The following is a 15,326-nucleotide window of genomic DNA, read 5'->3' as shown; positions in this document are numbered from 1 at the left end:
GCTCGACGAAGCGCAGCGCCCGGCCCGCGTGGCGCTGCCTGACGACCTCGCCTCTTCCCCGCTCAAGGCTGGCGAACCGGCGGCGCAGGTCTGGCTGCTGGCCGCCTCGCTGGGCGGCCCGGCGGCGGTGAAGACTTTCCTCGATGCGCTGCCCGGCGGCCTGCCGGTGGGCTTCCTGTATGCCCAGCACATCGACGCTTCCTTCGAGGCCAACCTGCCGCAAGCGGTCGGCCGCCACAGCCAGTGGCACGTCAACACCGTGCGCGACGGCGACCCGGTGCGCTGCGGCGAAGTCGTGGTGGTGCCGATCTCCCGCGAGCTGGGCTTCGACGGCTCGGCGCGCATGCGCGTGGAAGATCGCAGCTGGCCGGAGCCCTACAGCCCGTCCATCGACCAGATGATGCTCAACCTCGCCCAGCAGTACGGCGACCGTTGTGGCGTGATCGTGTTCAGCGGCATGTGCAGCGATGGCAGCGCCGCCGCGGCCTACGTGCGTCGCCAGGGCGCGCCGATCTGGACCCAGCGCGCCGACAGCTGCGCCTGCTCCAGCATGCCCGACAGCCTGCGCGAAGGCGGCTACAGCACCCTTTCCGGCGACCCGCGAGAACTCGCGGCAGCGCTGGTCAATCACCTCGCCGAGCAATGCGCCGGCTTGGTCACGCAGTGAGACAAGGCCCGATGAGTGATCTCCCCGTCGCCAATACCAGCGTCGCCAATGCCGCCGTGGCGACTGCCGCCCCCGGCAGCCTGACCGGCCTGCTGGTGCCGCTGGCCGACCGCAACCTGCTGCTACCCAACGTCGCGGTGGCCGAGCTGATCACCTACCGCGCCCCGCACCCGGTGGACGGCCTGCCGTCCTGGTACCTGGGCCAGGTGGCCTGGCGCGACCTGCGCCTGCCGCTGCTGTCCTTCGAGGCGGCCTCCGACGGCCAGGCTGAAGTCAGCCCAGGCGCGCGGGTGATCGTGGTCAACGCCCTCGGCGGCCGCCCCAACGTGAAGTTCTTCGCCCTGCTGGTGCAGGGCATCCCGCGTTCGCTGAAGGTCGGCGCCGATCTCAAGCGCCTGGACGTGCCGCTGGCACCTTTGGAACTGGATGCGGTGGACCTGGGCGACGCCCAGGCGCGTATCCCCGACCTGGCCGCGCTGGAGCAGAAACTGGCCGACTCCGGCCTGATCTGAACCTGCCATGAGCGGTGGCCTGCGCCTTGCCCAGTTGGGGGAACAACCCGGCTTCGAGGTCGCCAGCGCCACCCTTGGCGGCCACCGTTTCGAACGCCACAGCCATGACGAATTCGTCATCAGCGCCAACCTGCGCGGCGAGGAAAGCGTATGGCTGGATGGCCGCACCTTCGACGCCGGCCCGGGCGCCTTCACCACCTACAATCCCGGCCAGATTCAGGGCGGCGGCGTTGCTGAAGGCCAGCCCTGGCAGTTCGTCAGCCTCTATGTCGCACCGGAGCAACTGGCCGCAATGCTCGGTCTGCAGCGCCTGGAATTCGAACGTCCCACTGCGCGCCTGCCCGCCCTGACCGCTGCCATGGCCGATGCCGTCGAGCGCGTGCTGGCTGATGACAGCTTCGTTCGCCAGCGCGGCGAAGAGCGCCTGACGCTGCTGCTGGCCGAGATCGCCCGCGCCATGGGTGTGCGCCTGCCGCGGGAAGGATTGGACAGCTTGGGGCGGATTTCCGATCTGCAGGACTGGCTGGCCGCCGATCTGGCGCGGCAACCCAGCCTCGACGAGATGGCGGCCTACCTCGGCCTGTCGCGCTTCCACCTGCTGCGCAGCTTCCAGAAGCAGGTCGGCCTGAGCCCGCGGCAGTGGGCCATGCAACTGCGCACACGCCGCGCCCAGGCCTTGCTGCGCTCAGGGCTGCCAGCCACCGAAGTGGCCCATGAACTGGGCTTCGCCGACCAGAGCCACCTGAACCGGCACTTTCGCGCGGCCTATGGCGTTTCGCCGGGCAGCTTCCAGCGCGCCCTGCGCTGAGCAATCCGGTTCAAGTACGTCCGCCTGTGGGCAGGCAGAATTGCGCCATCGCCCACTGGTTCGAGAACTGACCCATGACTCTCTTCTTTGCCGCGCTGCTGTTCGGCGTCGTCTTCTGCCTGTCCCCCGGCGCGGTCCTCGCCGAAACCCTGCGGCGCGGGCTGAAGGGTGGGTTTCGTCCGGCGCTGCTGGTGCAGTTCGGCTCGCTGATCGGCGACGCGGTTTGGGCGCTGATCGGCCTGACCGGGCTGGCGCTGCTGCTGGGTCACGAAACCCTGCGCCTGCCGCTGACCTTGGCCAGTGCCGCTTATCTCGCCTGGCTGGGCGTGCAGAGCCTGCTGGATGCCCGTCGTGTCGGCGTGGTGGAAGAGGGCGAGGCGGGCGAGCACAACGCCGGAGCCTTCGCTTCCGGGGCCATGCTCTCGCTGTCGAACCCGAAGAACATCGTCTACTGGGGTGCGCTGGGCGGCGCCATGGCCGGGCTGGTCGATGGCGTGCCGTCGCTGGGGGACTCGCTGGTGTTCTTCGCCGGCTTCATGACCGCCTCGGTGCTCTGCTGCTTCCTCTGCGCCGCGCTGGTGGACTGGCTGCGGCGCAATGCCTCGCCACGCTGGCATCGGGTCAGTCATGCGTTGTGCGGGGTCGTATTGCTGGTGCTGGCGGGGTTGGCGTTGCGCGGCGTCTGAGTTGACTGGACAGGCCTGCGTGGGGCTGTTCGCGAGCAAGCTCGCGCCTACAGGCAGCCGGTTAGCTCGGTGCGCTTTTCGTAGGAGCGAGCTTGCTCGCGAACCCGCCCCACGCCGAACCGCTTAGAAATCACCCCAAAGCTGCTGCGCCACGCTCAGCGCTACCACTGGAGCGGTCTCTGTGCGCAGTACGCGCGGGCCGAGGCGGGCGGCATGGAATCCGGCGCCCTTGGCCTGTTCTACTTCCGCATCGCTCAACCCACCTTCCGGGCCGATCAGGAAGGCCAGGCTGGCCGGCTTGTCATGGCTGGTCAGTGGCTCGGCCACTGGGTGCAGTACGAGCTTGAGCTGGGCCTCGCAGCTCTCCAGCCAGTCGGCCAGGGTGACCGGCGCGTTGAGCACCGGCAGCACCGAGCGGCCGCATTGTTCGCAGGCGCTGATCGCCACCTGGCGCCAATGGGCCATGCGCTTGTCGGCGCGCTCGTCCTTCAGGCGCACTTCGCAGCGTTCGCTGACGATCGGGGTGATCTCGCTGGCGCCCAGTTCGGTGGCCTTCTGGATCGCCCAGTCCATGCGCTCGCCGCGGGACAGGCCCTGGCCCAGGTGCACGCGTAGCGGCGATTCGGCCTGGCCGTCGAAGGCTTCGCGCAGTTCCACGCGGACGTTCTTCTTGCCCACCTCGATCAGCTCACCCAGGTATTCGCGGCCCGAGCCGTCGAACAGCTGCACGGCGTCGCCCGCCGAGTGCCTGAGCACGCGGCCGATGTAGTGGGCCTGGGCTTCGGGCAGCTCGTGCTGGCCGAGGGAGAGCGGGGCGTCGATGAAGAAGCGGGAGAGGCGCATGGCGATGTCGAACTGCTGGGGGAAAGCGGCAAGCTTAAAGCTTTCGGCCTGCCGCTTGTAGCCGATCAGCCTGGATCGCGATGCTCGGGGAAGCGTTCGCTGACCGCCACGCTCACGCTGTCGCGGGTGGCGATGTCGATGCCTTCGCTGGCGACCTCGGCGAGGAAGTCGATCTGCTCGGGGGTGATGATGTACGGCGGCAGGAAGTACACCACGCTGCCCAGCGGGCGCAGCAGGGCGCCGCGCTCCAGGCCGTGCTGGAACACCTTCAGGCCGCGGCGTTCCTGCCACGGGTAGGCGGTTTTCGTCGCCTTGTCCTGGACCATCTCGATGGCGAGGATCATGCCGGTCTGGCGGATTTCCGAGACGTGCGGGTGGTCGGCCAGGTGCGCGGTGGCGCTGGCCATCCTGGCCGCCAGGGCCTTGTTGGCCTCGATGACGTTGTCCTGCTCGAAGATGTCCAGGGTCGCCAGGGCAGCGGCGCAGGCCAGCGGGTTACCGGTGTAGGTGTGCGAGTGGAGGAAGGCGCGCAGGGTGGCGTAGTCGTCGTAGAAGGCCTGGTAGACCTTGTCGGTGGTGAGCACCGCGCTCATCGCCAGGTAGCCGCCGGTCAGCGCCTTGGACAGCACCAGGAAGTCCGGGGTGATGCCGGCCTGCTCGCAGGCGAACATCGTGCCGGTGCGGCCGAAGCCCACGGCGATCTCGTCGTGGATCAGGTGTACGCCGTAGCGGTCGCAGGCCTCGCGCAGCAGCTTGAGGTAGATCGGGTGGTACATGCGCATGCCGCCGGCGCCCTGCACCAGCGGTTCGACGATGACCGCCGCGACTTCCTTGTGGTGCTGCTCCAGCGCCTGCTCCATGGCGGCGAACATCGTCCGCGAATGCTCTTCCCAGCTCACGCCTTCGGGGCGCAGGTAGCAGTCGGGGGTCGGCACCTTGATGGTGTCCATCAGCAGCGACTTGTAGGTCTCGGTGAACAGCGCCACGTCGCCCACCGACATCGCCGCCACGGTCTCGCCGTGGTAGCTGTTGGTCAGGGTGATGAAGCGCTTCTTCTCCGGCTGGCCGAGGTTGTGCCAGTAGTGGTAGCTCATCTTTAGCGCCACTTCGATGCCGGCCGAGCCGCTGTCGGCGTAGAAGACGCGGGAGAAGCCGGCCGGCGCCAGGCGCAGCAGCCGTTCGGACAGCTCGATCACCGGTTGATGGCTGAAGCCGGCGAGGATCACGTGCTCCAGCTGGTCGACCTGGTCCTTGATGCGCTGGTTGATGCGCGGGTTGGCGTGGCCGAAGACGTTGACCCACCAGGAGCTGACCGCGTCCAGGTAGCGCTTGCCTTCGAAGTCCTCCAGCCAGATGCCCTCGCCGCGGCGGATCGGGATCACCGGCAGGCGCTCGTGGTCTTTCATCTGGGTGCAGGGGTGCCACAGCACCTCGAGATCGCGCTGCATCCACTCGGCATTCAGGCCCATGGCGGTACTCCTCTTCGTCACTGTCCGCTCGCTCTGGTCGGCAAGCCTATGCAATGCACCTGAGATGAACAAGGACACGTCCTACGACACATGGCGTGGGCAGCCGACCAAGACGGCTATTCGGCTTTCTGGCGCTCACGTATGCTTCGCGCCTTTGCACCGATTCGGGGAATTCCGGCGATGAAAATGGGATGGCTGCGCGCTGCCGCGTTGCTTGCTCTGGGGGTGTTCAGCGCGGTGGCGCTGGGCAAGGACAAACAACCGACCGCCATCGTGGTCGGCGGCGGGCTGGCCGGTCTTTCCGCGGCCTACGAGCTGCAGCAGGCGGGCTGGCAGGTCACCCTGCTGGAAGCCAAGCCCCAGGTGGGCGGCCGTTCGGGCCTGGCCACCAGCGAGTGGATCGGCAACAACAAGGTCCAGCCGACCCTCAACGGCTACCTGAATACCCTCAAGGTGAACTCGGTGCCGGCGCCGGACTTCGTCCGCACTCCGAGCTACCTGATCGACGGCGTGTTCTATAGCAGCGCTGATCTGAAAACCAAGATGCCGACTGTCGCCGCGGACCTGGAGCGCTTCGAGAAATCGCTGAACGAGCTGTCCGCCTCCATCGACGACCCGCTCAACCCGCTGGCGAACAAGACCCTGTTCGCCCTCGACCAGCTCACTGCCGCTCGCTGGCTGGACAAGCTGAACCTGTCGCCGACCGCGCGCCTGCTGGTCAACCAGCGCATCCGCTCGCACTACGACGAGCCGTCGCGCCTGTCGCTGCTCTACCTCGCCCAGCAGGGCCGGGTATACCGTGGCGTCGATGACCGCGACCTGCGCGCGGGGCGTCTGCCCGGCGGCAGCCAGGTGCTGGCCCAGGCCTTCGTCAAGCAGATCAAGACCATCAAGACCAACGCCAAGGTCACCGCGATCAGCCAGGACAAGGACGGCGTGACCGTAAAGGTCGGCCCAACCGGCTACACCGCCGACTACCTGGTGCTGGCCGTGCCGCTGCGCGCCCTGGGCAACATCACCCTGACCCCGGGCCTGAACGACAAGCAGCTGGCCGCGCTCAAGGGCACCAACTACGGCTGGCGCGACCAGATCCTGATGAAGTTCAAGCGCCCGGTTTGGGACGACAAGTCGCGCCTGTCCGGCGAGATCTACAGCGACCAGGGCCTGGGCATGATCTGGGTCGAGCCCGCGACCAAGGGCGGCGCCAACGTGCTGATCAACCTGTCCGGCGACAACGCCCGGGTGATGCAGGCGTTCGGTGACCGCCAGCTCTCCGAGCAGGTGCTGATCCGCATGAACAAGTACTACCCGAAGATGCGCGGCGCCTACGACGGCTATGAAATGCGTCGCTACAGCACCGACGTCGGCACCGGCGGTTCCTACCTGGCTTATGGCCCGGGGCAGATCAGCCGCTTCTGGCGCGTGTGGGAAACCCCGGTGGCGCGCGTGGCCTTCGCCGGCGAGCACACCGACGCGCTGTATCCGGGCACCATCGAAGGTGCCCTGCGCAGCGGCAAGCGCGCTGCTGCCCAGGTGCGCGACCTGCAGGCCGGCAGGACGCCGGTGCTCGAAGGCAAGGCCATGGTCGCCGAGAACAAGCCGGCCGCCAGCGACAAGCCGGCCGAGAAGGGCGAGAAGAAGGGCATCATGTCCTGGCTTCCCTTCTGATAGGAAGGGTCCTACAGACAATGCCGGCGCAAGCCGGCATTGTCGTTTCTGGCTCTGGGACGGGCGTTTCAGCGCAGGAATCTATCTTGTCAATCGATGTTTCAAAGCAGATTTTTCTGCTTTTCTTCGATGGATTTACCGCTAGTCTTGAATTCCCGTTTTCAAGGATGTCGATCGATGCAATGGCGTAACTCCCCCGCTCGCTACGGCCTGGTCAGCCTGTTCCTGCACTGGGGCAGTGCGCTGGTGATCTTCGGCCTGTTCGGCCTGGGCCTGTGGATGCGCGAGCTGGACTACTACGACACCTGGTACCACCGCGCTCCGGAAATCCACAAGAGCATCGGCATCCTCCTGGCCATCGCGCTGATCGTGCGGGTGCTCTGGCGCTTCATCAGCCCGGCGCCGCCGACTCCGGCCAACCACAGCCAGATGACCCGCCTGGCCACCAAGCTCGGCCACCTGGCGCTCTACGCGCTGCTGTTCGCCGTGATCATCGCCGGCTACCTGATCTCCACCGCCGAAGGCAAACCCATCAGCGTGTTCGGCTGGTTCGACGTGCCCGCCACCCTGAGCGGCCTCACCGACCAGGCCGACATCGCCGGCGCGATCCACCTGTACCTGGCCTGGACCCTGGTGGTACTGGCCGTGCTGCACGCCCTGGCGGCGTTCAAACACCATTTCTTCGACCGCGATGCGACGCTCGTGCGCATGCTCGGTCGTGCCGCGAAATAACACCTCACCTCAAAGGGAGATTGCTTCAATGCTGAAGAAGACGTTCGCCGCTCTGGCGCTGGGTACCGCCATGTTCTCCGCTGGCCAGGCCATGGCCGCCGACTACAAGATCGACAAGGAAGGCCAGCACGCCTTCATCGAGTTCCGCATCAAGCACCTGGGTTACAGCTGGCTGTACGGCCGCTTCGACGACTTCGACGGTGCCTTCACCTTCGATGAGAAGAACCCGTCCGCCGACAAGGTCAAGGTGACCATCAACACCAACAGCGTGAACTCCAATCACGCCGAGCGTGACAAGCACCTGCGCAGCCCGGACTTCCTGAACGTCTCGAAGAACCCGACCGCGACCTTCGAATCCACCGCCGTGAAGGCCGACGGCAAGAATGCCGAGATCACCGGCAACCTGACCCTGAACGGCGTGACCAAGCCGGTCACCATCAAGGCTGAACTGATCGGCCAGGGCGATGACCCGTGGGGCGGCTACCGTGCCGGCTTCCTCGGCACCACCACCCTCAAGCTGAAGGACTTCAACATCCAGCGCGACCTCGGCCCGGCTTCCCAGGAAGTCGAGCTGACCCTGTCGGTTGAAGGGGTGCGTCAGTAAGACGCAGGATTGCGAAAACGCCGGCGAATGCCGGCGTTTTCGTTTGTGCGGTCAGTCCGCGCGGCCCTGCAGGCATTGCCGCAGGAGCTGGGCGAGGGTGCGTTGCTCCTCGTCGTCCAGCGGCGCGAACAGACTGTCATGGGTGCGTGCGAGGATGGCCTGGGTGCGCTCGTCGATGCGGCTCCCGGCCTCCGTGAGGAACAGCTGGAAGCTGCGCTGATCTTCCGGGTTGCGCTCGCGGCGAACCAGGCCGAGGGCTTCCATTTCGCGGATCTTGCGGGTCACCAGCGCCTTGTCGCGGCACATCTTGCGGCCCAGGCTCTGCAGGCTCTGGCCGGCATCGGCGCCGATCAGTTCGAGCAGGCGGATGTCCGGCGGCGTGAGGTCGATACCCTCCGCGCACAGTTGGTCCTGGAGGCTCACGCGCAAGTGGTCGAAGACCTCCATCAGGGTCTGCGGCAGGTCGGGATTCACGCGCTGGGTCATCGGCTCGGTCACGGTAAACCTTGTGTAAATCAGGTTGATCGGCTCAACCATTTTTTCGTATTTTAGTTGATGTTATCAACTTTGTTCATCGCCGCGACTGCCTTGCGGGAAACCTACTGCGATATCGGCCATTGGCTAAAACGTTTCAGTAGTTTTCCCTCAGGGCTTTCGGACGTTTACAAACACAGCTGAATGTAAGTATTTTTGCCAGCTTTTCCGGACCGGCAAGCCCACCGCCAAACCGGATGCTTCGCTCACGAGGACAACGATATGCAACGAAAGCCAGCCATGCGCGCCCTGGTCCCGGCCCTGCTCGTCGCCATGGCCACTCTTGCCGGCTGCGACAAAGCCCAGGCCCCGCAGGAGAAGCCGATTCCCGAGGTCGGTGTGGTGACCCTGCAACCGCAGGAAGTGACCCTGAGCACCGAACTGCCGGGCCGCACCACCGCGTATCGCATCGCCGAGGTTCGCCCGCAGGTGAACGGCATCATCCTCAAGCGCCTGTTCAAGGAAGGCAGCGACGTCAAGGAAGGCCAGCAGCTGTACCAGATCGACCCGGCCACCTATGAAGCGACCCTGCAGAGTGCCCAGGCCAACCTGGTGTCCACCCAGCAGCAGGCCGAGCGCTACAAGGAACTGGTCAAGGACGAGGCGGTGAGCAAGCAGCAATACGCCGACGCCCAGGCGGCCTACCTGCAGGCCAAGGCCACGGCTGACAACGCCAGGATCAACGTGCGCTACACCAAGGTGTACTCGCCGATCTCCGGCCGCATCGGCCGCTCCAGCGTGACCGAAGGCGCCCTGGTGCAGAACGGCCAGAGCACCGCGCTGGCCACCGTGCAGCAGCTGGACCCGATCTACGTCGACGTCACCCAGTCCTCCACCTCGCTGATCCGCCTGCGCCGCGAGCTGGCCGCCGGGCAGCTGGAAAAGGCCGGCGACAACGCCGCCAAGGTCAAGCTGTACCTGGAAGACGGCTCCGAATACCCCATCGAGGGCAAGCTGGAGTTCTCCGAGGTCTCGGTTGACCAGGGCACCGGCTCGGTGACCGTGCGCGCCATCTTCCCCAACCCGAACAAGGAGCTGCTGCCGGGCATGTTCGTCCATGCGCAGCTGCAGGAAGGCATCAAGAAGCAGGCCATCCTGGCGCCGCAGCAGGGCGTCACCCGTGACTTCCGCGGCATGGCGACGGCGCTGGTGCTCAACGGCGAGGACAAGGTCGAGCTGCGCACCATCAAGGCCGAACGCACAGTCGGCGCCTACTGGCTGGTCAGCGATGGCCTGAAGCCGGGCGACCGCCTGATCACCGAAGGCCTGCAGTACGTCCAGCCGGGCGCCCAGGCCAAGGCCGTACCCGCGAAGAACGTGGCGCCCACCGCTGGTGCCGCCGACAAGCCCGCCGCCGCTCAGCCGGCCAAGCAGGGTTAATCAAGGGGATTCGTCATGTCGAAGTTTTTCATTGACCGGCCCATCTTCGCCTGGGTGATCGCCCTGGTGATCATGCTGGCGGGCGGTCTGTCGATCCTCAAGTTGCCGGTGAACCAGTACCCGGCCATTGCGCCGCCGGCCATCGCCATTCAGGTGAGCTACCCGGGCGCCTCCGCCGAAACGGTGCAGGACACCGTGGTGCAGGTGATCGAGCAGCAGATGAACGGTCTCGACCATCTGCGCTACATCTCCTCGGAGTCCAACTCCGACGGCAGCATGACCATCACCGTGACCTTCGACCAGGGCACCAGCCCCGACATCGCCCAGGTCCAGGTGCAGAACAAGCTGCAGCTGGCCACGCCGCTCCTGCCGCAGGAAGTGCAGCAGCAGGGCATCCGCGTGACCAAGGCGGTGAAGAACTTCCTGATGGTGGTCGGCGTCGTCTCCACCGACGGCAGCATGACCAAGGAAGACCTGTCGAACTACATCGTCTCCAACATCCAGGACCCGCTGTCGCGGACCGCCGGTGTGGGTGACTTCCAGGTGTTCGGCTCGCAGTACGCCATGCGCATCTGGCTCGATCCGGCCAAGCTCAACAGCTTCCAGATGACCCCGGGCGACGTGAAGACGGCGATCCAGGCGCAGAACGTGCAGATCTCCTCCGGCCAGCTGGGCGGCCTGCCCGCGGTCAAGGGCCAGCAGCTCAACGCCACCATCATCGGCAAGACCCGCCTGCAGAGCGCCGACCAGTTCAAGAACATCCTGCTCCGGGTCAACGCCGACGGCTCCCAGGTTCGCCTCAAGGACGTCGCCGACGTCGCCCTGGGTGGCCAGGACTACAGCATCAACGCCCAGTTCAACGGCAAGCCGGCCTCGGGTATCGCGATCAAGCTGGCCACCGGCGCCAACGCCCTGGACACCGCCAAGTCGATCCGCGCGACCCTGAGCACCCTGGAGCCGTTCTTCCCGCAGGGCATGAAGATCGTCTACCCGTACGACACCACCCCGGTGGTCTCCGCCTCCATCCATGAGGTGGTGAAGACCCTGGGCGAGGCGATCCTGCTGGTGTTCCTGGTGATGTACCTGTTCCTGCAGAACTTCCGCGCCACGCTGATCCCGACGATCGCCGTGCCGGTGGTCCTGCTGGGCACCTTCGGCGTACTCGCCGCCTTCGGCTTCTCGATCAACACCCTGACCATGTTCGGCATGGTGCTGGCGATCGGCCTGTTGGTGGACGATGCCATCGTGGTGGTGGAAAACGTCGAGCGGGTGATGGCCGAGGAAGGCCTGTCGCCGCGCGAGGCAGCGCGCAAGTCCATGGACCAGATCCAGGGCGCGCTGGTGGGTATCGCCCTGGTGCTCTCGGCGGTGTTCCTGCCGATGGCGTTCTTCGGCGGCTCCACCGGGGTGATCTACCGCCAGTTCTCCATCACCATCGTCTCGGCCATGGCCCTGTCGGTGCTGGTGGCCCTGGTGCTGACCCCGGCGCTCTGCGCCACCATGCTCAAGCCCATCGAGAAGGGCGACCATGGCGAGCACAAGCGCGGCTTCTTCGGCTGGTTCAACCGCAAGTTCCTCGCCACCACCCATGGCTACGAGCGCGGCGTCACCTCGATCCTCAAGCACCGCATGCCGTACCTGCTGATGTACGTGATCATCCTCGCCGGCATGGTCTACCTGTTCACCCGCATCCCCACCGCGTTCCTTCCCGACGAGGACCAGGGCGTGCTGTTCGCCCAGGTGCAGACCCCGGCCGGCTCGTCCGCCGAGCGCACCCAGGTGGTGGTGGACTCGATGCGCGAGTACCTGCTGGACAAAGAAAGCAGCTCGGTGGCCTCGGTATTCACCGTGACCGGCTTCAACTTCGCCGGCCGCGGCCAGAGTTCGGGCATGGCGTTCATCATGCTCAAGCCCTGGGAAGAACGTCCGGGCGCGGAGAACAGCGTATTCGCCCTGGCCCAGCGGGCCCAGCAGCACTTCTTCAGCTTCAAGGACGCGATGGTGTTCGCCTTCGCCCCGCCGGCGGTGCTCGAACTGGGTAACGCCGTGGGCTTCGACATCTTCCTCCAGGACCAGGCGGGCGTCGGCCACGAAGTGCTGATGCAGGCGCGCAACCAGTTCCTCGGCCTGGCCGCGCAGAACCCGGTGCTGCAACGCGTGCGTCCCAACGGCCTGAACGACGAACCGCAGTACAAGCTGCTGATCGACGACGAGAAGGCCAGCGCGCTGGGCATCTCGCTGGCGGACATCAACAGCACCATCTCCATCGCCTGGGGCTCGAACTACGTCAACGACTTCATCGACCGCGGCCGGGTGAAGAAGGTCTACCTGCAAGGCCGTCCGAATGCGCGGATGAGCCCGGAGGACCTGGACAAGTGGTACGTGCGCAACAGCGCCGGCGAGATGGTGCCGTTCAGTGCCTTCGCCACCGGCGAGTGGAGCTACGGCTCGCCCAAGCTTGCGCGCTACAACGGCGTGCCGGCCATGGAAGTCCTCGGTGAACCGGCCGCGGGCCGTTCCACCGGTGAAGCCATGGCGGCGGTCGAGGACATCGTCAAGCAACTGCCCAAGGGCGTCGGCTATGCCTGGACCGGCCTGTCCTACGAGGAGCGCCTGTCCGGCTCGCAGGCCCCCGCGCTCTACGCCCTGTCGCTGATCGTGGTGTTCCTCTGCCTGGCGGCGCTGTACGAGAGCTGGTCGATCCCGTTCTCGGTGATGCTGGTGGTGCCGCTGGGCGTCATCGGTGCGCTGCTGGCGACCTCCATGCGCGGCCTGTCCAACGACGTGTTCTTCCAGGTGGGCCTGCTGACGACCATCGGCCTGTCGGCGAAGAACGCGATCCTCATCGTCGAGTTCGCCAAGGAGCTGCACGAGCAGGGCAAGGGCATAGTCGAGGCGGCCATCGAGGCGTGCCGGATGCGTCTGCGCCCGATCGTCATGACCTCCCTGGCCTTCGTCCTCGGCGTGCTGCCGCTGGCGATCTCCACCGGCGCAGGCTCGGGCAGCCAGCACGCGATCGGTACCGGCGTGATCGGCGGCATGGTCACTGCGACCATCCTCGCGATCTTCTGGGTGCCGTTGTTCTATGTGGTGGTCAGTACCCTGTTCAAGGACTCCGCGTCCAGGGACCAGGAAGCCACCGAGAAGGGGCATTGATATGAAAAAATCCTTTTTGTCCCTCGCTATCACGGCAGCCGTATTGTCCGGCTGCTCGCTGATCCCCGACTACGAGCGCCCAGAGGCGCCCGTGGCCGCGGCCTATCCGCAGGGCGACGCCTACGCTGCGGCACAGCCGGCCAACGCCTCCGCCGACATCGGCTGGCGCGAGTTCTTCAAGGACCCGCAACTGCAGCGGCTGATCGAAGTGTCGCTGGAAAACAACCGCGACCTGCGCGTCGCCGCACTGAACATCGAGGCCTACCGGGCGCAGTACCGCATCCAGCGGGCCGACCTGTTCCCGGCGGTGGATGCCAGCGTTACCGGTTCGCGCCAGCGCCTGCCGGCCGACCTGTCGCAGACCGGCAACTCGATGATCAGCAGCCAGTACGGCGCGACCCTGGGCATCACCGCCTGGGAACTCGACCTGTTCGGCCGGCTGCGCGCCCTGCGTGACCAGGCGCTGGAGCAGTACTTCGCTACCGAAGAAGCGCAGCGCAGCACCCAGACCAGCCTGGTGGCCAACGTCGCCAACGCCTACCTGACGCTGCGTGCCGACCAGGCCCAGCTGGAGCTGACCCGCAACACCCTGGGCACCTACCAGAAGAGCTACGACCTGACCAAGCGCAGCTATGAAGTCGGTGTCGCCTCGGCCCTGGACCTGCGCCAGTCGCAGACCTCGGTGGAAAGCGCACGGGCCACCCTGGCGCAATACACCCGCCTGGTGGCGCAGGACCAGAACGCCCTGGTGCTGCTGCTCGGCTCCGGCCTGCCGGCGGACCTGCCCCAGGGCCGCCAGCTGTCCGACGAGCTGCTGGCCACCGTGCCGGCGGGCCTGCCCTCCGACCTGCTGCAGCGCCGCCCGGACATCCTCCAGGCGGAACACCAGCTCAAGGCGGCCAACGCCAATATCGGCGCGGCGCGGGCGGCGTTCTTCCCGAACATCAGCCTGACCGCCAACGCCGGCAGCCTCAGCCCGGACCTGTCCGGCCTGTTCGACGGCGGCTCCGGTACATGGCTGTTCAAGCCTTCGATCACCCTGCCGATCTTCAACGCCGGCAGCCTGCAGGCGAGCCTGGACCTGGCGCGGGTGCAGAAGGACATCAACGTGGCGCAGTACGAGAAGACCATCCAGACGGCCTTCTCCGAGGTGGCCGACGGCCTCGCCGCGCGCGGCACCTTCAACGAGCAGCTGCAGGCGCAACGCTCGCTGGTGGACGCCAGCAGCGAGTACTACCGCCTGGCCGACAAGCGCTACCGCACCGGTGTGGATAACTACCTCACCGTGCTCGATGCGCAGCGCTCGCTGTTCAGTGCCCAGCAGCAGCTGATCACCGACCGCCTCAACCAGCTGACCAGCGAGGTCAACCTGTACAAGGCCCTCGGCGGCGGCTGGCAGGCGACGGCGGCGCAAGCCAGGCCGATCTCCAGCGAGGCGCCCAAGGGCTGATCCTCACCGTCTGGAAACAGCAACGCCGCCCTTCGGGGCGGCGTTTTTGTTGGTGGATATGTGCCGGGGGCGTTGTGCGCCCTACGGGCGCCGGTGTTTGGGGCGGTTCGCGAGCAAGCTCGCTCCTACAGTTGGCGCCGTAGGGCGCATAACCCGGAACGGGTTATCCGCCGTATTGGCGGCGAATAACGCCGTGGGCGTTATGCGCCCTACGGGTTGCGTCGGTGTTCGGGGCGGTTCGCGAGCAAGCTCGCTCCTACAGGTTCCGGCTGCGTACGCTCTTGGTAGGAGCGAGCTTGCTCGCGAACCTGCGAACTACAGCATCGCGCCGCGCCCCGCCGGCTGGATCTGGTTGTCGGCGAGCCAGTCCAGCGCGCATTCGCGCAGGCGCTCGCCCTGGTAGACGTACCAGGCCTGCAACAGCTCCGGGTAGCCCATCAACACATGGCGGAAGGCCTTGAACGGCTTGCGCCCCTCGATGGCGTTGGCAAGGGCGGAATAGGCGTGGGGTTCGGGCACTTCGCGCAGGAAGTCGCGCATCAGCTCCAGCGACTGGCCGCTGCTCAGCGGTTCGATGGGCAGCAGGCGCTCCGGTTCGCGGTGCAGCAGTTCGGCGAGCTCCGGGTCGGGGTCGTCCTCCGGTATCAGCAGCACCTGGCCACTGAACAGGTCGAGGTAGTGATCGATACCCTGGGTATCAAGCGCGAAGGCCAGTTCGTCGAGGTCGATGGTCAGCGGGCGCATGGTCACTCTCCCTATATGGCGAGTGACCGATCCTACGCCATGCGCATGACAGCTGTCCTGACATTGTCGGCCG

Annotated in this window: 14 protein-coding genes; 10 read left to right on the top strand and 4 right to left on the bottom strand. The window is 66.3% G+C overall.

The features are described 5' to 3' along the window. From ACCC94_RS20480 to ACCC94_RS20465, 4 genes are all read left to right on the top strand, one after another. A partial coding sequence (locus ACCC94_RS20480) for a chemotaxis protein CheB (protein WP_413351360.1) occupies positions 1-667 on the top strand: 667 nt, incomplete at its 5' end. Positions 668-678: 11 nt separating this feature from the next. Then, entirely contained in the window at positions 679-1,179 is a 501-nt protein-coding gene (locus ACCC94_RS20475) for a chemotaxis protein CheW (RefSeq protein ID WP_413351359.1), read from the top strand. Between the two features lie 7 nt (positions 1,180-1,186). Then, positions 1,187-1,987 (top strand): helix-turn-helix domain-containing protein, encoded by an 801-nt coding sequence (locus tag ACCC94_RS20470; protein WP_413351358.1) that lies wholly within the window; start codon positions 1,187-1,189, stop codon positions 1,985-1,987. 74 nt (positions 1,988-2,061) lie between these two features. Then, positions 2,062-2,673, top strand: coding sequence for a LysE family transporter (locus ACCC94_RS20465; protein WP_413351357.1), 612 nt, complete (start codon positions 2,062-2,064; stop codon positions 2,671-2,673). 123 nt (positions 2,674-2,796) lie between these two features. Here ACCC94_RS20465 and ACCC94_RS20460 read toward each other — a convergent pair whose 3' ends face one another. Both ACCC94_RS20460 and ACCC94_RS20455 read right to left on the bottom strand, forming a co-directional pair. After that, positions 2,797-3,516, bottom strand: a complete 720-nt coding sequence (locus ACCC94_RS20460; protein ID WP_413351356.1) for a 16S rRNA (uracil(1498)-N(3))-methyltransferase — start codon at positions 3,514-3,516, stop codon at positions 2,797-2,799. A 65-nt stretch (positions 3,517-3,581) separates the two neighbouring features. Further along, a complete protein-coding gene (locus tag ACCC94_RS20455; RefSeq protein ID WP_413351355.1) occupies positions 3,582-4,985 on the bottom strand; it encodes an adenosylmethionine--8-amino-7-oxononanoate transaminase in 1,404 nt (467 codons plus the stop codon). A gap of 180 nt (positions 4,986-5,165) precedes the next feature. On the opposite strand from ACCC94_RS20455, the gene ACCC94_RS20450 reads away from it, so the two are divergent. From ACCC94_RS20450 to ACCC94_RS20440, 3 genes are all read left to right on the top strand, one after another. Beyond that, entirely contained in the window at positions 5,166-6,653 is a 1,488-nt protein-coding gene (locus tag ACCC94_RS20450) for a flavin monoamine oxidase family protein (protein ID WP_413351354.1), read from the top strand. Between the two features lie 177 nt (positions 6,654-6,830). Then, complete coding sequence (locus ACCC94_RS20445) at positions 6,831-7,385, top strand: cytochrome b (RefSeq protein WP_413351353.1); 555 nt, start codon at positions 6,831-6,833, stop codon at positions 7,383-7,385. A gap of 28 nt (positions 7,386-7,413) precedes the next feature. Then, on the top strand, positions 7,414-7,989 hold the full coding sequence (locus ACCC94_RS20440; protein WP_413351352.1) for a YceI family protein: 576 nt from the start codon (positions 7,414-7,416) through the stop codon (positions 7,987-7,989). 51 nt (positions 7,990-8,040) lie between these two features. Here the strand turns inward: ACCC94_RS20440 and ACCC94_RS20435 are convergent, their stop codons facing one another. Continuing rightward, complete coding sequence (locus ACCC94_RS20435) at positions 8,041-8,475, bottom strand: MarR family winged helix-turn-helix transcriptional regulator (RefSeq protein ID WP_413351361.1); 435 nt, start codon at positions 8,473-8,475, stop codon at positions 8,041-8,043. A gap of 270 nt (positions 8,476-8,745) precedes the next feature. Here ACCC94_RS20435 and mexA point away from each other — a divergent pair, with 270 nt between their 5' ends. The 3 genes from mexA to ACCC94_RS20420 are packed head-to-tail and all read left to right on the top strand — an operon-like array spanning position 8,746 to position 14,509. After that, on the top strand, positions 8,746-9,903 hold the full coding sequence (gene mexA, locus ACCC94_RS20430; RefSeq protein WP_413351351.1) for a multidrug efflux RND transporter periplasmic adaptor subunit MexA: 1,158 nt from the start codon (positions 8,746-8,748) through the stop codon (positions 9,901-9,903). A gap of 15 nt (positions 9,904-9,918) precedes the next feature. Beyond that, entirely contained in the window at positions 9,919-13,059 is a 3,141-nt protein-coding gene (locus ACCC94_RS20425; protein ID WP_413351350.1) for an efflux RND transporter permease subunit, read from the top strand. Position 13,060: 1 nt separating this feature from the next. Next, complete coding sequence (locus ACCC94_RS20420; RefSeq protein ID WP_413351349.1) at positions 13,061-14,509, top strand: AdeC/AdeK/OprM family multidrug efflux complex outer membrane factor; 1,449 nt, start codon at positions 13,061-13,063, stop codon at positions 14,507-14,509. A gap of 315 nt (positions 14,510-14,824) precedes the next feature. On the opposite strand, the gene ACCC94_RS20415 is transcribed toward ACCC94_RS20420, so the two are convergent. After that, positions 14,825-15,253 carry a UPF0158 family protein gene (locus tag ACCC94_RS20415; RefSeq protein ID WP_413351348.1) on the bottom strand — a complete coding sequence of 143 codons (429 nt, stop codon included), beginning with the start codon at positions 15,251-15,253 and terminating at the stop codon, positions 14,825-14,827. Positions 15,254-15,326 lie beyond the last annotated feature (73 nt).

Source organism: Pseudomonas sp. Pseusp97 (genome assembly GCF_047304025.1).
Classification (GTDB): domain Bacteria; phylum Pseudomonadota; class Gammaproteobacteria; order Pseudomonadales; family Pseudomonadaceae; genus Pseudomonas.
The sequence above is the reverse complement of the archived record's forward strand: the minus strand, read 5'-3'. Positions and strand labels throughout refer to the sequence as shown.